The sequence below is a fragment of the Actinoplanes sp. NPDC051851 genome, from assembly GCF_040681165.1.
GTDB lineage: Bacteria > Actinomycetota > Actinomycetes > Mycobacteriales > Micromonosporaceae > Actinoplanes.
Genome location: NZ_JBFAYF010000008.1, coordinates 152,466 through 172,079 on the forward strand (window position 1 = coordinate 152,466; position 19,614 = coordinate 172,079).

Annotated in this window: 19 protein-coding genes and 1 pseudogene; 8 read left to right on the forward strand and 12 right to left on the reverse strand. The window is 72.0% G+C overall.

Annotated elements, in window-relative coordinates; genetic code table 11:
* Positions 1 to 3: 3 nt before the first annotated feature.
* The 3 genes from AB0M08_RS11030 to AB0M08_RS11040 form a co-directional block, all read right to left on the reverse strand.
* Complete coding sequence (locus AB0M08_RS11030) at positions 4 to 1,686, reverse strand: ABC transporter substrate-binding protein (protein ID WP_364491503.1); 1,683 nt, start codon at positions 1,684 to 1,686, stop codon at positions 4 to 6.
* Positions 1,687 to 1,758: 72 nt separating this feature from the next.
* Positions 1,759 to 2,763, reverse strand: a complete 1,005-nt coding sequence (locus AB0M08_RS11035; protein WP_364491505.1) for a LacI family DNA-binding transcriptional regulator — start codon at positions 2,761 to 2,763, stop codon at positions 1,759 to 1,761.
* A gap of 111 nt (positions 2,764 to 2,874) precedes the next feature.
* The gene (locus AB0M08_RS11040) at positions 2,875 to 3,714 is read right to left on the reverse strand and encodes an NAD-dependent protein deacetylase (protein ID WP_364491507.1); all 840 of its coding nucleotides are present in this window, start codon (positions 3,712 to 3,714) and stop codon (positions 2,875 to 2,877) included.
* A gap of 103 nt (positions 3,715 to 3,817) precedes the next feature.
* Between AB0M08_RS11040 and AB0M08_RS11045 the strand changes: the two genes are divergently transcribed.
* The 3 genes from AB0M08_RS11045 to AB0M08_RS11055 all read left to right on the forward strand — a co-directional run bounded on the left by AB0M08_RS11045 (position 3,818) and on the right by AB0M08_RS11055 (position 5,964).
* Positions 3,818 to 4,054: a hypothetical protein gene (locus AB0M08_RS11045; protein ID WP_364491509.1), complete on the forward strand. Its 237-nt coding sequence runs from the start codon at positions 3,818 to 3,820 to the stop codon at positions 4,052 to 4,054.
* 51 nt (positions 4,055 to 4,105) lie between these two features.
* Positions 4,106 to 4,801 carry a hypothetical protein gene (locus AB0M08_RS11050; RefSeq protein ID WP_364491511.1) on the forward strand — a complete coding sequence of 232 codons (696 nt, stop codon included), beginning with the start codon at positions 4,106 to 4,108 and terminating at the stop codon, positions 4,799 to 4,801.
* A gap of 98 nt (positions 4,802 to 4,899) precedes the next feature.
* The gene (locus AB0M08_RS11055; RefSeq protein WP_364491513.1) at positions 4,900 to 5,964 is read left to right on the forward strand and encodes a phosphatase domain-containing protein; all 1,065 of its coding nucleotides are present in this window, start codon (positions 4,900 to 4,902) and stop codon (positions 5,962 to 5,964) included.
* Positions 5,965 to 5,967: 3 nt separating this feature from the next.
* Here the strand turns inward: AB0M08_RS11055 and AB0M08_RS11060 are convergent, their stop codons facing one another.
* Positions 5,968 to 6,150, reverse strand: a complete 183-nt coding sequence (locus AB0M08_RS11060; protein ID WP_364491515.1) for a hypothetical protein — start codon at positions 6,148 to 6,150, stop codon at positions 5,968 to 5,970.
* 17 nt (positions 6,151 to 6,167) lie between these two features.
* On the opposite strand from AB0M08_RS11060, the gene AB0M08_RS11065 reads away from it, so the two are divergent.
* Complete coding sequence (locus AB0M08_RS11065; RefSeq protein ID WP_364491517.1) at positions 6,168 to 6,818, forward strand: hypothetical protein; 651 nt, start codon at positions 6,168 to 6,170, stop codon at positions 6,816 to 6,818.
* Between the two features lie 564 nt (positions 6,819 to 7,382).
* Here AB0M08_RS11065 and AB0M08_RS11070 read toward each other — a convergent pair.
* A pseudogene (locus AB0M08_RS11070) lies at positions 7,383 to 8,540 on the reverse strand (DEAD/DEAH box helicase); the annotation flags it as partial.
* Positions 8,541 to 8,759: 219 nt separating this feature from the next.
* On the opposite strand from AB0M08_RS11070, the gene AB0M08_RS11075 reads away from it, so the two are divergent.
* The gene (locus AB0M08_RS11075; RefSeq protein ID WP_364491519.1) at positions 8,760 to 9,611 is read left to right on the forward strand and encodes a sigma-70 family RNA polymerase sigma factor; all 852 of its coding nucleotides are present in this window, start codon (positions 8,760 to 8,762) and stop codon (positions 9,609 to 9,611) included.
* Positions 9,612 to 9,667: 56 nt separating this feature from the next.
* On the opposite strand, the gene AB0M08_RS11080 is transcribed toward AB0M08_RS11075, so the two are convergent.
* Positions 9,668 to 10,180 carry a hypothetical protein gene (locus tag AB0M08_RS11080; RefSeq protein WP_364491521.1) on the reverse strand — a complete coding sequence of 171 codons (513 nt, stop codon included), beginning with the start codon at positions 10,178 to 10,180 and terminating at the stop codon, positions 9,668 to 9,670.
* 173 nt (positions 10,181 to 10,353) lie between these two features.
* Here AB0M08_RS11080 and AB0M08_RS11085 point away from each other — a divergent pair, with 173 nt between their 5' ends.
* Positions 10,354 to 12,654, forward strand: a complete 2,301-nt coding sequence (locus AB0M08_RS11085; protein ID WP_364491523.1) for an ATP-binding domain-containing protein — start codon at positions 10,354 to 10,356, stop codon at positions 12,652 to 12,654.
* A gap of 579 nt (positions 12,655 to 13,233) precedes the next feature.
* On the opposite strand, the gene AB0M08_RS11090 is transcribed toward AB0M08_RS11085, so the two are convergent.
* Both AB0M08_RS11090 and AB0M08_RS11095 read right to left on the reverse strand, forming a co-directional pair.
* Positions 13,234 to 14,079, reverse strand: coding sequence for a GNAT family N-acetyltransferase (locus tag AB0M08_RS11090; RefSeq protein WP_364491525.1), 846 nt, complete (start codon positions 14,077 to 14,079; stop codon positions 13,234 to 13,236).
* Between the two features lie 259 nt (positions 14,080 to 14,338).
* A complete protein-coding gene (locus AB0M08_RS11095) occupies positions 14,339 to 15,244 on the reverse strand; it encodes a sigma-70 family RNA polymerase sigma factor (protein WP_364491527.1) in 906 nt (301 codons plus the stop codon).
* 200 nt (positions 15,245 to 15,444) lie between these two features.
* On the opposite strand from AB0M08_RS11095, the gene AB0M08_RS11100 reads away from it, so the two are divergent.
* A complete protein-coding gene (locus AB0M08_RS11100; protein WP_364491529.1) occupies positions 15,445 to 15,963 on the forward strand; it encodes a DUF456 domain-containing protein in 519 nt (172 codons plus the stop codon).
* Here the strand turns inward: AB0M08_RS11100 and AB0M08_RS11105 are convergent.
* Positions 15,938 to 17,119 (reverse strand): D-alanyl-D-alanine carboxypeptidase, encoded by a 1,182-nt coding sequence (locus tag AB0M08_RS11105; protein ID WP_364491643.1) that lies wholly within the window; start codon positions 17,117 to 17,119, stop codon positions 15,938 to 15,940. The two genes, AB0M08_RS11100 and AB0M08_RS11105, sit on opposite strands and share 26 nt — an antisense overlap.
* 38 nt (positions 17,120 to 17,157) lie before the next feature.
* Complete coding sequence (locus tag AB0M08_RS11110) at positions 17,158 to 17,589, reverse strand: hypothetical protein (protein WP_364491531.1); 432 nt, start codon at positions 17,587 to 17,589, stop codon at positions 17,158 to 17,160.
* Positions 17,590 to 17,779: 190 nt separating this feature from the next.
* Between AB0M08_RS11110 and AB0M08_RS11115 the strand changes: the two genes are divergently transcribed.
* Positions 17,780 to 18,130 carry an Lsr2 family protein gene (locus AB0M08_RS11115; RefSeq protein WP_364491533.1) on the forward strand — a complete coding sequence of 117 codons (351 nt, stop codon included), beginning with the start codon at positions 17,780 to 17,782 and terminating at the stop codon, positions 18,128 to 18,130.
* A 103-nt stretch (positions 18,131 to 18,233) separates the two neighbouring features.
* Here AB0M08_RS11115 and AB0M08_RS11120 read toward each other — a convergent pair whose 3' ends face one another.
* Together AB0M08_RS11120 and AB0M08_RS11125 are read right to left on the reverse strand one after the other, a co-directional pair.
* The gene (locus AB0M08_RS11120; RefSeq protein WP_364491535.1) at positions 18,234 to 19,106 is read right to left on the reverse strand and encodes an LLM class flavin-dependent oxidoreductase; all 873 of its coding nucleotides are present in this window, start codon (positions 19,104 to 19,106) and stop codon (positions 18,234 to 18,236) included.
* A gap of 17 nt (positions 19,107 to 19,123) precedes the next feature.
* Positions 19,124 to 19,585: a MarR family transcriptional regulator gene (locus AB0M08_RS11125; protein WP_364491645.1), complete on the reverse strand. Its 462-nt coding sequence runs from the start codon at positions 19,583 to 19,585 to the stop codon at positions 19,124 to 19,126.
* Positions 19,586 to 19,614 lie beyond the last annotated feature (29 nt).

Genomic DNA, 19,614 nt, shown 5'->3' on the forward strand with positions numbered 1-19,614 from the left:
GGATCAGGCGCTGGCGGGCTTCAGGTGCATGATCACGTCGAGCGCGCCGGACTGGGTGGGCTGCAGGGGCGCGTACGGATCCTCGTCCGACGGCCAGCCGATCCAGTTCTTCACGCTGTACGCGCCGCCGACGTTGTCCGAGCCGACCGGCAGCATCGGCGCCTGCTCGACGAAGACCTGCTGGATGGTGGCGAGCGCGGTGGTGCGGTCCGCGTCGCTGGTCGCGTTCGCGTACGCCTTCAGCGCGGCGGTCGCCTCCGGGCTCTTGAACCGGCCGAAGTTGCCCTGCTGGGCGGCGGTGCCGATCGGCTTGTAGAGGTCGCCGTCGAGCACCGTCTGGTAGATGTCGAACGGCGTCGACCCGCCGTTGGTCCAGCGCATGGTGGCGCCGAAGTCGCCCTTCTGCACGTTGGCGTCCCAGACGTTCTGGTTCGGCTTCTCCACGGTGGCCGCGATGCCGAGGTCGGCCAGGTTGCTCTTGATGATCTCCAGCGAGGTCTGGTAGTCCGACCAGGGCGCCGGGTCACTGAGCTTGATGGTGACCGCCTTTCCGGTCTTGTCCTTCAGCGTGTCACCGTCGTACGTGTAGCCGTTGTCGGTGAGGAGTTTCTTCGCCCCCGCGACGTCCACGGTGAACGTCTTGCCCTGGTACGCGGCCGTGATGTACGCGTCGCCCGCCCCGTCCGGCAGCCCGGTGACGCTCTTCAGCTCGGGGTGGAAGTAGCCCGCCTCGGCCTGATTGAAGATGTCCGCCCGGTTGATCACCATGTTCATCGCCCGGCGCAGCGACGGATCGTCGAACGGCTTCGCGGTGGTGTTGAGGTAGAGGCCGTGGATGCCGAGCACGCCCGGCGCCCAGACCCTGTAGTGCTCCGGGTCCTTGGCGATGAAGGTCTGCTGGTAGCTCGGGATGAAGACGAAGCTCCACTCGGACTGGCCGGTGGCCAGCGCCGTGGTCTGCGCGTTGTTGTCCGTGTAGGACGTGTAGCGCAGCTCCTTGACCTGTGGCGGGTCCTGCCAGTAACCGCTCTCTCGGCGGGCGAGCGTGATCCCCTGCTGGCTGAACGTCGTCAGGGTGTACGGCCCGCTGCCGACCGGCTCCTTGACCGGGTCGGTCGCCGGGTCGGCGATCTTCTCCCAGAGGTGCTTGGGCACGATCGGGATCTGGCTGATGATCTTGTGCCAGGCGGTGAACTGCGACGAGGTGAAGGCGATGTGGACCTTGTTCCCGTCCTGGGTGATCTCGCCGAACGGGATCGCGAAGATGTTCAGCGCCTCGTTCGACTTGATCAGGTTGAACGTGTAGGTCACGTCGTCGGCGGTGAGCTTCTCCCCGTCCGACCAGGTGGCGCCGTCGCGGACGGTGACGTCGAGGGACGTGTAGTCGGCGGCCCAGGTGATCTCGCTGGCCAGCCAGGGCTTGGCCGGGTCGGCGGGCTTGACGTTGTTCCACATGCCGAGCGGCTCGTAGATGACCCAGCGGTAACCGAGCGAGGCGCCCGCAGACGTACCGATGAAGGGGTTGTTGTTCTCCGAGACCGTGCCGTTCGGCATGCCGATCGACAGGTGGTCGGCGCCCTTGCCGTTCGCGGTGTCCTTGTTGGCGTTGGGGGAGTCGCCGCAGGCCGCGAGCGCGCCGGCGGCGAGCGCTCCGCCCAGGGCGGTGAAGAGGGTCCGTCGCTGCATCGAAATACTCCTGAGAGGGCGTGCCTCATCGCGGGACGGCAGTCGCCGCCGACCCGGGATGAAGGGGAGATGTCAGGAAATGGTGGAGGAGCGCGCCACGAAGGTCGCCGGGATCACCGTCGGCCGGGTCGGTAGCGGAACACCCTCGAAGTGCGCGAGCAGGGTGCGGGCCGCGGCCTCGCCCATCTCGCGCATCGGCTGGTGGACGGTGGAGAGCGGTGGCTGGCTGTGCGCGGCCATCGGGATGTCGTCGAAGCCGACCACCGCGACGTCCTCCGGCACCCGCCGGCCGCTGTCCTGGATCGCCTGGACGGCGCCGAAGGCGGAGAGGTCGTTGTGGCAGAAGACCGCGTCGAACGCGATCCCGCCGGCGATCGCCCGGCGGACCGCGTCGGCGCCGCACTGCACGGTGAAGTCCCCGAGCAGCACGCGCTGACCGGGGATCGGGTGGCCGGCCTCGGCGAAGACCGTGGCGAAGCCGTCGGTGCGCTGGACGGTGCAGCCGAACCGGGCGGGCCCGGTGACCACGAGTGGCGTGTGCCGCCCGACCGCCAGCAGGTGGCGTGCGGCGTCGGCGGCTCCACTGTGGTTGGTGGTGCCCACGGTGGCGATGGTGCCGCCGGAGAGCTGGTCGCGGTCGTCGATGAGGACCATCGGCAGGCCGCGGGCGTGCAGGGTGGCGATGTAGTCGAGGGTGCCCTCGGGCTCGATCGCCAGCAGCCCGTCGAAGGACTTCGCGGCGACCTGGGCGTCGAACTGGCGCATCGAGTCCGGGCCGCGGTTGACGGTGAAGAGCAGCAGGCCGTACTCCTCGGCCTCCAGCACGTCCACCGCGCCCTGCAGCACCTCGCCCATCCAGGGCCAGGTGAGCGAGGGCACCAGCATGCCGACGACCCGGGTGCGGCCGCGGGCCAGGTTGACCGCACGGGCACTGGGGACGTAGCCGAGCTCGGCGATCACCGCGCGGACCCGCGCGGCGGTCGACTCGTCCAGCTCACCCTTGCCGTTGAGAACCCGGGAGACCGTGGTCTTGCTGACCTTGGCCCGGGCCGCCACGTCGGCGATGGTGATCGGCACGGTTGTTTCCTCCGTCTTACGAAGGGGTTCGGAACCGGTTTCGGTACCGGTTCCGGCAGTCAACCGCAGTGAGGACCGTCACGTCAATGCATCCGTCGATCTTTTAAGTTTCTATCCGATAACCGGGGCGGCGCCGAGGTGGGGGAGCACCACGCCGAGCGGGGCGTCGATGACCAGGTCCGCGTACGGCTCCCCACGGGTCACCCCGCGGTTCACGATCGCCACCCGGACGCCCTGCTTCACCGCGCGCAGCACGAACCGGCGGCCCGACATGACGGTCAGCGAGGAGCCCAGGACCAGCAGCGTGCGCGCGCCGGCGACCAGCTCGAACGCGCGGGACACCCGGTCGGCCGGCACGGTCTCGCCGAAGTACACGACGTCCGGCTTGAGCATCCCGCCGCAGTCCACGCAGTCGACCACCGCGAAGCCGTCCAGCTCGGCGTCGTCCAACTCCACGTCGCCGTCCGCGTTCACCGCGGTGGCCACCGCGGCGAACCGCGGGTTGGCGTCGGTCAGCCGGACCGCGAACGCCTCCCGGGGCGTCAGCACCCCACAGGCCAGGCAGGTGATCCGGGCCAGGTTGCCGTGCAGCTCGACCACGTCCCGGGCGCCGGCCGCCTGGTGCAGCCCGTCCACGTTCTGCGTGATCACCCCGTGCAGCAGGCCCCGCTCCTGCCAGCGGGCCACCGCCCGGTGCCCGTCGTTCGGCCGGGCCTGCCCGATGGTCCGCCAGCCGAGGTGGCTGCGGGCCCAGTAGCGGCGGCGGGCCAGGGGATCGCCGGTGAAGGTCTGGTACGTCATCGGGGTGTTCCGCCGGGCCGAACCGGACGGGCCCCGGTAGTCCGGAATACCGGAGTCGGTCGACAGGCCCGCGCCGCTGAGCACCACGACACCGCCCTCGGCGAGCCACCCGTCGAGGCGCGCCACCTGCTCCACCACCTGAAGGTCCACGCATGAATCGTCCCTCGCCCGGATGACGACACGGTGTATCCGACAGGTGGCGCTCCTCTCCTGTGCCGTGCACGAGGGGCCCCCGGGCGGTACGTTGATCCATGTGACCGCAGTGGCGCCCGAGACGACCCGCCCGTGGGGTGGTCGTCGCGTGCTGCGGTTGCTGGCCGGCCTCGCCGTGCTGCTGCTCGGCCTGGTGTCCCGGCGCCCCGCCGTGCCGCCCGCCGACCGGTCCCCGGACGAGCCCGCGGGCGCCGTCCCGATCCCGGCGGCCGACGTCGCCCTGCCCGCCGGTGTGGTCCCGCCGGTCAGGGCCTCCCGCGCACCCCCCGCGCTCTGACGTCCCGCTTCCCGACGTACCGCTACAGCAGTCTTCTCTTGGGGGTGTTCCGTGGATTCCGCCTTTCTGAGCTCGGTGCCGCAAGCCGTCGCCATCTGGCTGACCATCGTCGTGCTGCTCGCCGTGGCCGCCGCCACCATCCGGCTGCCCCGCCGCCTCACCCGGCCGTCCGAGGCCGCCTCGGACGCCGCCCGGTACGCGGACGAGATCGGTGTCGCCGCCGATCGGGCCGCCGTCACCGCCGAGCGCCGCCGGAGCGTCTGGGAGTCCGCCCAGGAGGAGGTGGGCGCCGCCTGGGGCGCGTACGAGCGGGCCGACCGGGAGGCGCGGCGGATCGCCTCGGCCACGGCGTACCCGATGATGAGCCGCCGCCGGAAGCCGGGGGAGAACGTCGACCGGCAGCGCTACCTGCACCGGGCGGCGAGCGAGCTGTGCCGGACCCAGGACCTGCCGATCTCCGCGCTCAACGACGTGTTCGCGCACCGCGGATGGAATCCCCGGCTCCACCCGGTGCAGCAGGAGGCGGTGCTGGCGAACGCCGTCCGGGAGCACCGGCTGCGGGCGTACCGGAGAGCGGTGGAACGGGAGCAGACCACCTGGCGCGCCGCCGAGGCCGCGGCCGAGGCGCTGCGTGCCCTGCGCGCCGAGGCGATGGCCGCACCGCTGCGTGACCGGGTCCGGGAGACCGCCGACGAGCGGTGGTGGACCGAGCAGTGGACGACTCCCGAACTGAGGGCGGCGGCGTGATGCACATCCGTCGATGCGGTCCCGTTCCGACCGGCTCCGTAACAGCGGCCCGGTAACGTTGCTCGTTACGGCGGGAGGTTCGAAGCACTGAGGAGGCGATGGTGTCGGTAACACCGGCGGGGAGCAACGTGCCCGTGAGGATGCACCGGGCCGCCCTGGTCGAGGACGCCGTCCACGAGGTCATCGAGCGCCGTCTTCGCAACCGGGGCTGGAAGCCGTACATCACTGCGTACACCGGGTACGGCGCGCCGGGCTGGGCCCGGGTGATGGGCCGCGTGCTGCTGGCGCGCCCCGGCATGGTCCGCCGGCGCCGGGAGAAACTCCGCGGCTGGCGCAGCTTCACCACCACCCCGGTCAGCGGCGCGGTGGTCCGCATCGAGATCGGCGGCAGCGTCACCGAGACGCGTACCGACCGCAGCGGGTACCTGGACTGCCGGGTCAAGGGCGACCTCGACCCGGGCTGGGGGAGCGCCCGGCTGACCACCGAGGGCGGCGCCCCGGTGGACGCGCCGATCCGGGTGATCGACCCGTCGGTCGGGTTCGGCCTGATCTCCGACATCGACGACACGGTGATGGTGACCGCGCTGCCGCGCCCGCTGCTCGCCGCCTGGAACACGTTCGTCCTCGACGAGCACGCCCGCGCCGCGGTGCCGGGCATGGCGGTGCTCTACGAGCGGCTGATCAACGCGAACCCGGGCGCTCCGGTGATCTATCTCTCCACCGGGGCGTGGAACGTCGCGCCGACGCTGACCCGCTTCCTCAGCCGGCACCTCTACCCGGCCGGCCCGATCCTGCTCACCGACTGGGGCCCCACCCCGGACCGCTGGTTCCGCAGCGGCCAGGAGCACAAGCGGACCACGCTGCGCCGCCTCGCCCGGGAGTTCCCGGACATCAGGTGGCTGCTGGTCGGCGACGACGGCCAGCACGACCAGGAGATCTACTCCGAGTTCGCCCGGGAGCACCCGGACAACGTCGCGGCCGTGGCGATCCGCCGGCTCTCGCCGACCCAGGCGGTGCTGGCCGGTGCGATACCCGGGCCGTCCGAGACACCGGAGATGGTGCCGTCGGGCGGCAAGACCTGGTTCGCCGCCCCGGACGGCGCCGGCCTGTGGTCGGTGCTCCGCGGATACCTGCTCCGCAAGGACGACCACGAGCCGGCGTGACGGTCAGTCCGCCGGGTCCGGTTCGATCGCGGGCTGGGCCGCCGACTCGGTGACCCGGGTGTGCAGACGCTCCCGGATCTCGTCCGGCGAGTACGCCCGGCGCTTACGCTCGGCCCGCGCGATCACCACCCCGGTCGCCGCCACGCCCGCCAGCCCTGCCAGTCCCGCTACCTTCCACCAACGCATCCGTTGAGAATAGACACGTGGTTGCCGACATCAGCCTCGACGAGGCCATCGAACTGACGCGTACCGGTGATATCTGGATCTTTCGCGGTCGCTCCGGCCCGGACCGGGCCATCCAGACGCTCACCAACAGCCCGGTGAACCATGTCGGGATGTCGATCGTGATCGAGGACATGCCGCCGCTGCTCTGGCATGCCGAGCTGGGCAGATCACTGCCGGACATGTGGTCGGGGACGTTCCAGCGCGGCGTGCAGCTGCACGACCTGCGGGACGCGGTCACGGTCTGGGCCCGCCGCTACGGGCAGCGCGGCTGGCTCCGGCAGCTCGACCCCGGCGTGACGCGGGCCATGGAGGACCGGGCGCTCAAGACGGTCGCCCGCCTCGACGGTACGCCGTTCCCGTCCACGTCCCAGCTGGCGTGGCGGTGGGCCCGGGGCCGGGTGCCGCAGGTCCGCCTCCCGTGGCAGGCGCACCGGCCGAACGACGCCTCGCTGGAGAAGGCGTACTGCGCGGAGGTGGTGGCGGTCACCTACGAGGACATGGGCCTGCTGCCGCACAACCGCAAGGCGAACTGGTACGACCCTGGCCGTTTCTGGTCAGGTGACGAGCTCGACCTCTGTCCGGGCTACCGCCTGGGCGACGAGATCGCCGTGAGCGTCCCCGAGGCCTGACCCGCCCGGCGTGGTGTGAAGTCCGGTGCGGAGAGCGCCCGGACTTCACACCACGAGGGGTCAGCGGGAGCGGCGGCCGCCGGCGCGGGCCGAGAATGCGGCCGCGCCGCCGCCCGACGAGGAGGCCGTGCCGGAGGAACGGGGCGTGCGCGGCTGACCGGACGTGGTCCGCTGCGACGGGCCCTGTGCCGCGGCGTCGCCACCCCGGCGGCGGCCCTTCTCGCCGCTGCCGCCGGTGCCGGCAGCCTGGCGCCCGGCCGCGTTGCCGCCCCGGGAGCCGCTCGCCTGGCGTCCGCCGTTCGCGGAGCGGCCGCCTCCGGCCGTCGCGTCGTTCGCGCCGTTGCGTGCCGACCCGGCGCCGGTGCGACCCGTGGCCGAGCCGGAGGTGGTGCGGCCCGACGACGCGCCCGTGGTGGAGCGGTCGGAGGCGGACGTCGCGGGGGCGGTGCCGGCGCCGCTGCGGCCGCGGCCACCCCGGCGGCGGCGGGACCCGGTGCCCGGGGACTCCGGCGAGGCCGGACGGGACGGCGCCTCGGCCTGCGGCGGTGCCGGCTTCACGAAGGTGCGCTCTCCCGGGGCCAACTCGGAGAGGAGCGCGTCGCCCGGACGGGCCCGGCGGGTGAGCGGCCGGATGCCCGCCTTGCGGGTCAGGTCGCGCACGTCGCCCTGCTGCTCGTCGGTCATCAGCGTGATCACCGTGCCGCGCGCGCCGGCCCGGGCGGTCCGCCCGGAGCGGTGCAGGTACGCCTTGTGCTCCATCGGCGGGTCGGCGTGGATCACCAGGCTGACGTCGTCGACGTGGATGCCGCGGGCCGCGATGTCGGTGGCGACCAGGGTCTCGGCGGACCCGTCGGAGAACGCGGAGAGGTTCCGGTTCCGGGCGTTCTGCGCCAGGTTGCCGTGCAGCTCGACGGCGGGCACCCCGGCCGCGTTGAGCTGCTTGGCCAGCACCTTGGCGCGTCGTTTGGTGCGGGTGAAGACCACCGTCCGGCCCGGCGCGGCGAGCAGGTCGACCAGGACGCCGAAGCGGTCGCCGTCGGTGACGTGCAGCACATGGTGCTCCATCTCGACCGGCGCCTGGGCCGCGGAGTCCACGTGGTGCGTGACCGGCTTGCGCAGGAACTGCTTGACCAGCACGTCGATCCCGTTGTCCAGGGTCGCCGAGAAGAGCAGCCGCTGCCCGCCGGCCGGGGTCTGCCCGAGCAGGCGGCGGACCACCGGCAGGAAGCCCAGGTCGGCCATGTGGTCGGCCTCGTCCAGCACGGTGATCTCCACCGCGTCGAGCGAGGCGTGGCCGTTGCGGATGTGGTCGTCCAGCCGGCCGGGGCAGGCGACCAGTACGTCGACGCCCGCGCGGAGCGCCTTGATCTGCGGGTTCGCGCCGACACCGCCGAAGACGGTGAGCGTGCGCAGACCGGCCGCCTCGGCCAGCGGGCGCAGCGTCGCCTCGATTTGGGTGGCGAGCTCGCGGGTCGGCGCCAGGATCAGCGCGCGCGGCTTTCCGGGCCGTCGCGGCGCCGCCGAGGCGGCCAGCCGGACCACCACGGGGATGACGAAGGCGTACGTCTTACCGGATCCGGTACGCCCCCGCCCGAGGAGGTCGCGCCCAGCCAGTGAGTCCGGCAGCGTGGCCGACTGGATCGGGAACGGTGCGGTGATGCCGAGTCCGGCGAGCGTGCCGGTGATCGTGGCCGGAACGCCCAGCTCGAGGAACGTCGTCATTAAGGGGGTAACTCCGTAGGTCAGGTGAAGATCAATCGTACTGCTCACCGAGGGCGATCGGTTCGCACCCGGTTCTCGCCCCTGTGAGTGAGCCCCGTCGCATCGGCTCAGGGGCAACCGATTCGCACCCGTTCGCGAACCGGGTAGCACTCAAAGCAGCAGATCTTTTTCCTCAGCGCCGGAACTCCCCCTCCGGCGGAACGACTGAGGAGACCCCTGATGAACGGTGAGGCGCCTGCCGTCGATCGGCGTCGCGAGGACATCGTACGGGCGAACATGCCGCTCGTCGGGCACCTGGTCCGCGAGATGCTGGCCCGGGTGCCGGCGCACGTCAACCGCGACGACCTGCTCTCCGCCGGATACGCCGCCCTGGTGGCCGCCGCCCGCGGGTTCGACCCGGAGCGGGGTGTCCCGTTCCCCCGGTTCGCCGCCGCCCGGGTCCGCGGCGCCCTCCTCGACGAGCTGCGCGGCCTGGACTGGGCCAGCCGCTCGGTGCGCCAGCGGGCCCGCCGGACCGACACGGCCCGCGAGGAACTCACCGCCGAGCTGGGCCGTACCCCGACCCTGCCGGAGGTCGCCGAGCGCCTGGGCTGCACCGTCGAGGACATCGAGCACGCGCAGGACGACGTTCAGCGCGCCACGGTCTTCAGTCTGCAGGGGTTCGCCACCGCCACGGCCGACGACATCGTCACCGAGCCGGGTGCCGGGCCGGAGGAGATGCTGATCCGCCGGGAGCGCCTCGGATACCTCAAACACGCCGTCGACGCGCTGCCGGAGCGGCTCCGGGTGGTGGTCCAGGGTTACTTCTTCGACGAGCGCCCGATGGCCCAGATCGCGTCCGAGCTCGGTGTCAGTGAGTCCCGGGTGTCGCAGCTGCGCGCCGAGGCGCTGGTGCTGCTCCGCGACGGGCTGAACACCCACCTCGACCCGGCGCTCGCCGCCGAGAACCCGCCCAAGGAGGGCTGTGTCGCCCGGCGCCGGGCGGCGTATTACGACCGGATCGCGAGCCGGGGCACCCTGCACACCCGGCTCGCGCTGACCGGCCCGGACGGGCTGCCGGTCGCCGCCTGAGACCATCGCCGGTTGGTGTGGGCCCGTCGCGGTTCGCGGCGGGCCCAGGGCGGTTCCTACTGGTTGGCGCAGGTGCCGGCCTTCTTCTGGGCGGCGATCGCCTTCGCGGCGCCGAGCTTGTAGAGCGCCAGGCCCTCCTGGGCGGGCTCCAGCTTCCACGCGTCCTTCTCGTAGACCATGGTGTACGACTGCGCCGCCACCAGCTGCTTCGCGATCACGATGGCCTTGTCGGTGCCCTCGAGCCGCGCGCTGGTCAGCTGGATCGCCAGGCCTTTGCGGGAGCACGCCTGGTTGAGCTGGACGTAGTCCTTCTTGCTGATCGCCTGCTTGCCGGCGCTGGTGTACATCTCCCACGCGCCGTCGTAGTCGCCGCCGCTGAACCGGTCGAAGACGGTCTGCGCGGCGGCCTTCGCGCCCTCCAGGGTCTTCGGCTCCGGACCACCGGCCGCGGCGGCCGCGGCGGCAGCGCCGTCCTCGGGCTTGTCGGAGCAGGCGCTGACGAGGCCGAGCGCGGCGACACCACTGAGGGCCAGGACGGTCAGGCGGTAGATCGGGTGGTGTTTGTCCATGTCCCGGTTAAAGGGCGCGCATGGTCGCACGTAACGGGCCCGGCGTGTCCAGACGGATTCCGGACACTGACGCCCCCGGCCCGTAACCCCCGAACCGTCGGCTAATCTGGTCGTTTGCCGAATGGCCGGAAACACGAAACGGCAGCCTGAAAAAGAGGCTGCCGAGCGCCGGAATGATAGCACGAAAAGGGGCGACTTTGTCAAGCTTGAACGCCGACTTCGATTCCGAGCAGGCGTACTTGACCGCGCTCTACCAGCGGCTCGATCAATTGCGGGCCCAGGCGGACGGCCGGCTGCGCGCGATCCTGCTGGAGGCCGGCGGAACCCCGCAGGGACGGACCCAGCGGGAGGCCACCCGCTCCCACTATGCCGAGCAGCTCGCCCAGATGAACTCGGTGGAGAACGGGCTCTGCTTCGGCCGGCTCGACTTCTCCGCCGTGCGGCCGCGGTACATCGGCCGGATCGGGCTCTTCGCCGAGGACCGCGACGAGGATCCGCTCCTGGTCGACTGGCGCGCCCCGGCGGCGCGGGCGTTCTACCTCGCCACCGCGGTCAGCCCGGACGGCGTGACCCGGCGGCGGCACCTACGCACCCGGGGGCGGACCCTCACCGGGATCGACGACGAGGTGCTCGACCTGGCGGCCGGCGACGGCACCGGGCGCGAGGACGTGACCGGGGAGGCTGCGCTGCTCTCGGCGCTCAACGCCAACCGGACCGGCCGGATGCGGGACATCGTCGAGACCATCCAGGCCGAGCAGGACGAGGTGATCCGTTCCGGTCTGCCCGGCGTCCTGGTGGTCCAGGGTGGGCCGGGCACCGGCAAGACCGCGGTGGCGCTGCACCGGGCGGCGTACCTGCTGTACACGTACCGGCAGCAGCTCACCCGCTCGGGCGTGCTGATCCTCGGTCCCAACCCGACCTTCCTGCGCTACATCTCCCAGGTGCTCCCGTCGCTGGCGGAGACCGGGGTACTGCTCGCCACCCTCGGCGACATGTTCCCCGGCGTACGCGCCCGCGCCACCGAGCCGCCCGCGATCGCCGCACAGAAGGGCGACCTCGACCTGATGCTGCCCGCGCTGGAGAACGCGGTCGCCGACCGGCAGACCGTGCCGGAGGGCTTCGTCGAGGTCGACCACGACGGTTACCCGCTGCGCATCGAGCGGGCAGTGCTGGAGGACGCCCGGGCCGCCGCCCGCCGGACCGGCCGCCCGCACAACGTGGCCCGCGCGGTCTTCGTGACCGAGGCGATCCACGCGCTCTCCCTGCAGATCGCCGAGCGCATCGGCGCCGACCCGCTCGGCGGGGAGAACCTGCTCTCCGCGGCGGACCTCGCCGAGACCCGGCGCGAGCTGCGCGAGGACATCGACGTACAGCAACTGCTCTTCGATTTCTGGCCGGTGCTCACGCCGCGCCAGGTGCTGCGCGATCTGCTGACCGATCCTGATCGGCTGGAGTCGGCGGGGCTGCCGGCCTCGTTCCACCGCGGCCGGGACGCCGGGTGGACGCCGGCCGACGTGCCGCTGCTGGACGAGCTCGCCGAACTGCTCGGCGTGGACGACACGCTCAAGGTCCGTGAGCGGGACCGTCAGCGGCGGGCGGCGATCGAGTACGCGGAGGGCGTCCTGGAGATCGTCGAGGGCTCCCGGTCGCTCGACTTCGAGGACGTGGAGGAGGAGATCCTCTCCGCGATCGACGTGGTCGACGCGAGCGCGTTCGTGGAGCGGCACGAGGTGCTGGACACGCGTACGGCGGCGGAGCGGGCGGCGGCGGACCGCACCTGGATGTTCGGGCACGTGATCGTGGACGAGGCCCAGGAGCTGTCGCCGATGGCCTGGCGCCTGCTGATGCGCCGCTGCCCGAGCCGGTCGGTGACCGCGGTCGGTGACGTCGCCCAGACGTCGGAGCTGGCCGGGACCACCACGTGGGACCAGGTCTTCGAGCCCTACGTGGCGCAGCGGTGGCGGCTGGTCGAGCTGACCGTCAACTACCGGACGCCGGCCGAGGTGATGGCGGTGGCGGCGGACGTTCTCGCGGCGGTGGACCCGTCGCTGCGGCCGCCGCGGTCGGTCCGGTCGGCCGGGGTCACGCCGTGGGCGCGGCGGGTGGCGCCTCCCGCGCTCGCCGACGAACTGCTCTCCGACGTACGCAAGGAGGCGGCCGCCACCGAGCACGGACGCGTGGGTGTCCTCGTCCCGGAGAGCCTGGAGGCGTCGCTCGGTGCGGCCGTGGTCGCGGAGATCCCCGGCGCGGCCGTGGGTGAACAGCCCGATCTGCTGAACCAGGTCGTCGTGATGACCGTCCGGCAGGCCAAGGGGCTGGAGTTCGACTCGGTCCTGGTGGTCTGCCCGTCGCTGATCATCTCGGAGAGTCCTCGCGGGCTCTCCGATCTGTACGTCGCGGTCACCCGGGCCACCCAGCGCCTCGGCGTCCTGCACACCGAGGAGCTGCCCGCGGTGCTCGCCTCGCTCGGCTGAGACGTCCCGCCCGGGACGGGGATCCGGGGCGCGATTCCCGGTCGTGGGTGGTGCGCGACGTTGCCGATCGATTCTGGACCGCCCAGGCGGGACGCCGGATCCCGCGGCGGGTGCCCAGTCGGCCGTCTCCGTCTCGCCGCGCTGCACGGGGTGCCGGGGCCCGGTCGTGCCGGGCCTGGTCGCACACTCCAGGAGCGGTATCGGGACAGGGCCGCGTGCCAGGGGTCTCGGCGCCCCGGACTGCCAGCGTCTACCCGGCGGTGTTCAGCGAGCCCGCTCGAACACTCGCCGCCCGTGGATCGCCGGTTCCGTCGGGCGGGGTTCGTTCGTGGACCCGGTCGGGCGGTGCCCCGTGGGCGGTGGGCTGGCGGTCCGGGGTGCCCGCGGGGGTGGTGGGCTGGCGATCCGGGGTATCTCGGGCCGGTCGGCTGGCGATCCGGGGTGTCTCGGGCGCTCCGAGTGACCCCTGACCACCAGCCGCGCCGGGAAAGCTGGCGCTCACGGGTCACTCCAGCCCGCCGACACAACCGAGAACGCCTATTGCGTCCGGCACCCCGCTCGCCGGTCGGATGGCCGGGGTCAGCCGAATTCGCGTGTGGTGGTGCCGAAGATGTGGGGGATCTCGATGTCGGGGGTGCCCCCGGTGTACATCCGCGCCGTCTCGAAGCAGGGGGTGAGCGCGAACTTCTCGGCCAGGGTGACGCCGGACCAGTTCACGTCGGGGACGTCGAGGAGGATCGGGGCGTCCCCCTCGGACATGGCCAGCACGCTCAGCAGGTGAGCGGCGATGTCGGGGGACTCGGCGTAGAGCGGGCCGATGCGGGCGGTGTCGCCGGCCGGGCGCCGTACCGCGAAGCCGGCCAACTCGCCGTCGCGCAGAGCCGCCAGGGCCCGGTGTTTCGGGGCGGAGATCCAGAGTGCGAGGAAGGCGTCGCGGTCGGCGGGGAAGAAGCGGCGGTCGTAGGCCGCCAGGTCGGCGAAGCCGATGCTGCGGGCGTCGACCACGGTGACGCCGGGGGCGGTCTCGATGCGGTCGATCCGGCCGCGGTACCGGACCGTGTTCCAGGACGTCCGGAAACCGGAGCGACGGTAGTTCTCCTGCTGGAGGGGCACGCCGTCGAGGCCGACGTTGCGGCCGGCCAGCCGCTCCATGCCGGCCTGCCAGACCCGCCTGCCGTAGCCGTGACCGCGCCACTGCGGGACGGTCAGGTAGAGGCCGATGAAGCCGTGCTTCTCGCCGTAGCGGATCGCGGCGATGGACGTGACGGCGCGTCCGTCCAGGCGGCCCACCAGGAACGCGTTCGGGTCGCCGGCGAAGAAGATGTTCTCGTCCCAGGCGCCCGGGTTCCAGCCCTCGGCGGCGGCCCACTGCACGATGACCCGTACCTCGGCGGCGCTGGCCACCCCGACTGCGAATTCCCCCATGGTCCGTCCCTCTCCCGTACTCCCCGTCACTTCCTCTCTGTGGAATACACCACAATTGTCGGATAAAACACCCAATTTGCCGCATGCCACGCGGCGTCGGTGGGTCCTCGGTGTGGGACCGGGGTGGCCGGGGCCGGGCGGGAACGCGAGGGCGGGGTGGGACCGGTGAGTGTGACGCCTATGGCGAAGGCCGGTAGGGCGTACCTGAGGAGGAGGCCCGGCGTCCGCCAGACGCCGGGCCCGCAGACCGGAGCTTGGATCACGCAGCCCGGGAGGCGCCCTTGGCGTGCGCGGTGTGACCGTGCGCGTTGGTCATGGCCAGACGGCTGCGCATGGTGGTGTTGTTGCCGATGGTGGCGTAGTACGACGCGCGGCGCCGGGCGGTGATGCTGTCCGGGTTGTCGGGGACCGGGGCCAGGTCGGGGTCCAGGTGGGTGTTGAGGCCGTCACGGAGCAGGGAGAGGGCCTCGGCGCGCAGCTGCGACACGCGGGACTCGGTGACGCCCAGGTCGTCGGCGATCTCCGCCATCGGGCGCTCCCGCAGGAAGTACTCGGTGACGACGGTCTGCAGGCGGTCCGGGAGCGACGCGATGGCGTGGTGCAGGTAGCCGATCTGCTCGCGGCGGATCAGCATCTCCTCCGGGCCCGGGGTGCGCTCGGTGACCAGGTCGTCGGCGCTGCTGGTGGTGAAGCCCTGCAGCGAGAGGACCGTCGCGCGCTGCACGTCGGTGTCGGTCTGGTGCAGCTCGGACGTGGTGGTGCCGAGCGCCTGGGCCAGCTCCTCGGGGGTGGGCGTACGCCCCAGGCTGGTGGTCAGGCTCTGCCGGGTGGTGTCGGTGTTGCGGGCCTTGGAGCGCACCGAACGGGTCGCCCAGTCGAGCGCGCGCAGCTCGTCCAGGAGCGCGCCGCGGATCCGGGTGCCGGCGAAGCGGTGGAACGGGACGCCGCGCTCCGCGTCCCAGCCGCGCGCCGCGGTGACCAGGGCGTGCAGGCCGGCGCTGGTCAGGTCGTCCCGGTGGATGTGGTTCGGGATCCGGCTGAGCATGTCCCGCACCAGGTGGCCGACGAGCGGCATGTGCGTGCGGATCAGCTCCTCCTGCTCGCGGGCGGAGAGAACCGGCGTGGTGGTCGCGGTGTCGGCGGCGATGTCGGCAACGGTCGTCATGTCGGTTCCCCCCGGTTGTTGTCGGTGCCCGTTGTCGGCGGGCCCGGCTGACAGGGAGAAACTCTGAAGTCCGTGGGGTGCGGGACGAGGTCGCGCGCGGTTGCTCTCCGGTTGCCTCCGCACCGGTGGGTTGCCCGTGCCGATCGGCGGGCAAGGTCCTCGCTTGAGGGTTTCTGCGAGGTTGCGAGAGGGTGGGCCGCATGGACCTGGGAGACAGTGGCGCCGCCGTGAACCTGATCGCCGGCCTGGTGATCGTGGCCGGGGTGCTCGGGGTGATCCTGCCGGTCCTCCCCGGCCTGCTGCTGACCTGGTCCGGGGTGTTGCTCTGGGCGCTGCTCGCGGACGTCGGTGCGGGCTGGCGCTGGGGCGTGCTGGCGGTGGCCACGGTGATCGCCGGTCTGGGGCTGGTGATCAAGTTCCTGTGGCCGGGGAAGAAGCTCAAGGGCAGCGGGGTGCCCTTCGCCTCACTGCTGGTCGGCGGGGTGCTCGGGGTGATCGGCTTCTTCCTGGTGCCGATCGTGGGGCTGATCCTCGGGTTCCTGCTCGGGGTCTACGCCATGGAGGCGGGGCGGCTCGGCGCCGACCGGGCGTGGCCGTCCACCCGGCGGGCGCTGGCCGCGGTGGGCCTCTCCCTGTTGGTGGAGCTGGCGTCGGCGCTCGGCATCGCCGTGGTGTGGCTCTTCGGGCTGCTGTTCAGTGGCGCCGTGGCGCTCGCCTAGCCAGCAGCCTCCGGCGCCGCTGGACCAGGAGCAGCAGCAGCGGGATCATCGCCAGCAGCACCGCGACGCCGCCCGCGACCAGCAGCGACATGCCCTGCCGGCTGGTCTTGGCGGCGGCGCTGACCTTCCCGGTGCCGCCCTCCTCGGACGCCGTCGGCGTGATCTTGGAAGCGGCGATCTCCTCCGGCGTGACCAGATGGCCGACCGAGGATCCCTCCTTCAGCGAGAAACCCCAGTCGAGCAGGGCCGCACCCTGCTGCCAGCCGCGTTTCGGGTACGCCTCGGCGCCGAGCACCGTCACCACCAGACGCCGCCCGTTCTTCTCCGCCGCTCCCACGTAGCTGTGCCGGGCCAGGGTGGTGAACCCGGTCTTCCCGCCCAGGGCGCCCGGGTAGTTGTAGATCAGCTTGTTCTCGTTCTGGAACTGGAACCCGCCGACGCCGAGCGACTTCTGGGCCGGCATCTGCGCCGTCTCGGTCAGCACGTACTTGCGGAAGTCCGCGTTGGCGAAGCAGACCCGGGCGATCAGGGCCAGGTCGTACGCGCTGGTGAACTGCCCCTTACCGTCCAGTCCGGACGGGGTGACCGCGTGCGTCTGGTACGCGCCGATCGCCGCCGCCTTCGCGTTCATCGCCGCGACCGTGGTCGCCACGCCGTCCGAGCCGCCGCCGCCCGCCGTCCGGGCCAGCGCGTTCGCCGCGTCGTTGCCGGAGTTGAGCAGCAGTCCGAGCCAGAGCGTCGAGATCGGATAGGTGCCGCCGACCACGATGCCGACCGCGGAGCTGTTCTCCTCGATCTTCAGGTCGCTCTTCACGACCTTGACCTTCTGCTCCGGGTCCAGCTTGTCGATGATCGTCGCGGCCAGGAGCGTCTTCTGTACGCTCGCCGGCGTCTGGTACACGTGCGGCCCGCAGGCGCCGAGCACCTCGCCGGTGTCCAGGTCGGCCACGATCCAGGTGGTCGCGGTCAGCGACGGTGGCTTCTTCGCGCCGTCCGGGACGATCAGCCCGTGGGTGGCCAGGTCCTCGCCGCCGACCGCCATGTCCTCGGCGTCATCGGCCGGCGGGACGGGACGGGCCGGTGCGCTCGGCTTGGCCAGGTCGGGGTGCGGGCAGTCGACCTCGGCAGCCAGCGCCGGTGTGGACGGGACGGCCACCCCGGCGGCGACCAGCAGGAGCGCGGCGAAACCACGGATCACGGCCAACTCTCTCCCGCTTCCAGACGGCGGTGCAGCAGATGTTCGAGGGGGATCGTCTCGCCGTCGCCGCCCCCGGCGCCCACGATCAGCCGGGGCATGCTCGGGGCGATCTCGGCGCCGGTGAACCGGGCGCGCAGCGACGCGGGCACGGTGAGCACGTAGTACTCCCCGTCCTCGCCGACCGCGACCGACCGGTTCGCCTTGAGGTACCAGCCCCTGACCCGGGTCTGATACGTCCACCGGCCGTCGTACGACCTGGCGGTCAGGGTGTGCGGGCGCAGACCGGCCTCGCCGGCCCGCTGGACGAAGTCGTCGAGCAGCGCCGCGGCGTGCCGGGCCTCGGCGCTGCGGCCCGCGTCCAGGGCGGCCGCACGGCCGGCCACGGCCAGCCGGTGGTGTTCCAGCCAGGCGGCGTGCTCGTCCTGCATGGCGCCGACCCTAACGTGAGAGCCCCGCGGGAAGTCAACCGGGCCTTTCTGTGGATTCGGACCGAATACCGGCTGCCCATTCTGATAAGGGAACCTGGCTTCCGGACGGAAAGAATTGCCGGAGAGTTGCGCTCGATGCGGGTTGCGAGCCAGACTGGGCGCGGTCGATTAATTTCACTCGGGAGTCGTTATGGCGCGGCAGGTAATCACCACCCTGATCGACGATCTGGACGGCAAGAAGGCGGATCGGACGGTCGAGTTCAGTCTCGACGGCGTCAGCTACACGATCGACCTTTCCGAGGCCAATGCCGGAAAGCTTCGTAAGCTTCTGGACCCGTACATCAGCGCGGGAACGCGCCTGGGCCGCACCGCGACCAACCGCATCCCGTCCCGTGGCGCCGTGCCGGTCCGCACCGCCGGCTCCCGCGACGAGAACAGGCTGATCCGCGAGTGGGCCATCCGCAGCGGGCACAAAATCTCGGAGCGTGGGCGCATTCCACAGGAGGTCAGCAACGCCTATCGGGCCGCGCACGGCCGCTAGGCCGCGTTTCGGAAACGCGGCCTAGGCCGGGAAGCGGGTTCGGGCGGCGCCGTCGCGGCACCGCCCGAACCGGGGAAAAGTACTGTCCGAATTGGACGACAGTTTAAAAACGTGGCAGCTCGGCGGCGACGGCTTCCAGCACCTTCTCGTCGCCGGCATACCAGCTCGACTCGCGCGGCCAGTGCGTGATCACATCGGTGAAGCCGAGCTCGGCGGCCAGGCCCGCCGCGTCCTGGAATGCCGCCACGCTGCTCAACGAGAAGACCGGCGCGGAATCCAGGTTCAGATAGCGGTCCACCGATTCCGGGGCGCGACCGGTATCGGCCAGGGTCTTCTCGAAGCGGTCCCGGAGCTCGGCGACCGTACGCCACCAGACCTCGGCGCTCTCCTCGCCCTGCGGGCCGGTGGTCACCCAGCCGTTCGCGTACTTGGCGGCGAGCCGCAGCGCCCGCGGGCCGTTCGCGGCGATCACGAACGGCGGCCGGGGCTGCTGGACCGGCCCGGGCGTGCTGCGCGCGTCGACGGCGGCGTAGTAGTTCCCGCTCCACGTGGTCGAGCGGGACTGCAGGACGGTGTCGAACAGCTCCAGGAACTCGGCGAACCGGTCCACCCGCTGGCCCGGGGTGAGCTCCGGGCGGCCCAGCACGGCCGAGTCGAAGCCGATGCCGCCGGCGCCCAGGCCGAGGATCAGCCGGCCACCGGAGATGTCGTCGAGGCCGACCGACTCCCGGGCGAAGTGCACCGGGTGCCGGAAGTTGGGCGAGGCGACGTAGGTGCCCAGCCGGATCCGTGAGGTGACGGTGGCGGCGGCGGTCAGCGTGGTGACCGCGTCGAACCACGGCCCCTCCACGAGGTCGCGCCAGCCGAGGTGGTCGTACGTCCAGGCGTGGTCGAAGCCGTACTCCTCGGCGAGCCGCCACCGCCGGCTCGCCTCGCTCCACCGCTGGTCAGGAAGAATGACGATGCCAAAGCGCACGGTTCGACATTAGCCGCTCAGGCGGTGCGCAGGTCGTCCGTGGCCGCAGGGGGATCGGCGGCGGCCGACTCGAAGGCCTGGAGCGCGCGTACCAGGTCCTGACGGGACCCGGCCGGCATCCGCTCCAGGATCTCGGCCAGTGCGGTACGCCGTCGCTCCCGGAGGTCGGCCAGCAGCCGCCGGGACGCCACGGTCAGCAGCAGCCGCACCTCGCGCCGGTCCCGGGGGTCGGCGACCCGGCGCAGCAGCCCGGTCGCCTCCAGGCGGTCGCAGAGCCGGCTCGCCGACGAGGGCACCACGTCGAGCGCCTCGGCCAGCCGGCTCATGTTGGTGTGCTGGTTGGCCGCGACGATCGTCAGGACACGCAGCTGTGCGGGCGGGATCGCCGGGGACTGCGCGAGGCGGGCCCGTTCGAGCACGGCCACCAGCGCATCCACCGACGACTCGACCGCCTCGGCGATTTCGCTGGCGTACTCCATGCATTCCCCGTCGAGAAGAGTCACGGATC

Coding starts and splice junctions, on each gene's coding strand:
- AB0M08_RS11080 (WP_364491521.1), bottom strand. CDS start 10,180: ATGGACAAACACCACCCGATCTACCGCCTGACCGTCCTGGCCCTCAGT.
- AB0M08_RS11030 (WP_364491503.1), bottom strand. CDS start 1,686: ATGCAGCGACGGACCCTCTTCACCGCCCTGGGCGGAGCGCTCGCCGCC.
- AB0M08_RS11055 (WP_364491513.1), top strand. CDS start 4,900: ATGGTGTCGGTAACACCGGCGGGGAGCAACGTGCCCGTGAGGATGCAC.
- AB0M08_RS11075 (WP_364491519.1), top strand. CDS start 8,760: ATGAACGGTGAGGCGCCTGCCGTCGATCGGCGTCGCGAGGACATCGTA.
- AB0M08_RS11060 (WP_364491515.1), bottom strand. CDS start 6,150: ATGCGTTGGTGGAAGGTAGCGGGACTGGCAGGGCTGGCGGGCGTGGCG.
- AB0M08_RS11100 (WP_364491529.1), top strand. CDS start 15,445: ATGGACCTGGGAGACAGTGGCGCCGCCGTGAACCTGATCGCCGGCCTG.
- AB0M08_RS11110 (WP_364491531.1), bottom strand. CDS start 17,589: ATGCAGGACGAGCACGCCGCCTGGCTGGAACACCACCGGCTGGCCGTG.
- AB0M08_RS11085 (WP_364491523.1), top strand. CDS start 10,354: ATGATAGCACGAAAAGGGGCGACTTTGTCAAGCTTGAACGCCGACTTC.
- AB0M08_RS11115 (WP_364491533.1), top strand. CDS start 17,780: ATGGCGCGGCAGGTAATCACCACCCTGATCGACGATCTGGACGGCAAG.
- AB0M08_RS11090 (WP_364491525.1), bottom strand. CDS start 14,079: ATGGGGGAATTCGCAGTCGGGGTGGCCAGCGCCGCCGAGGTACGGGTC.
- AB0M08_RS11125 (WP_364491645.1), bottom strand. CDS start 19,585: ATGGAGTACGCCAGCGAAATCGCCGAGGCGGTCGAGTCGTCGGTGGAT.
- AB0M08_RS11095 (WP_364491527.1), bottom strand. CDS start 15,244: ATGACGACCGTTGCCGACATCGCCGCCGACACCGCGACCACCACGCCG.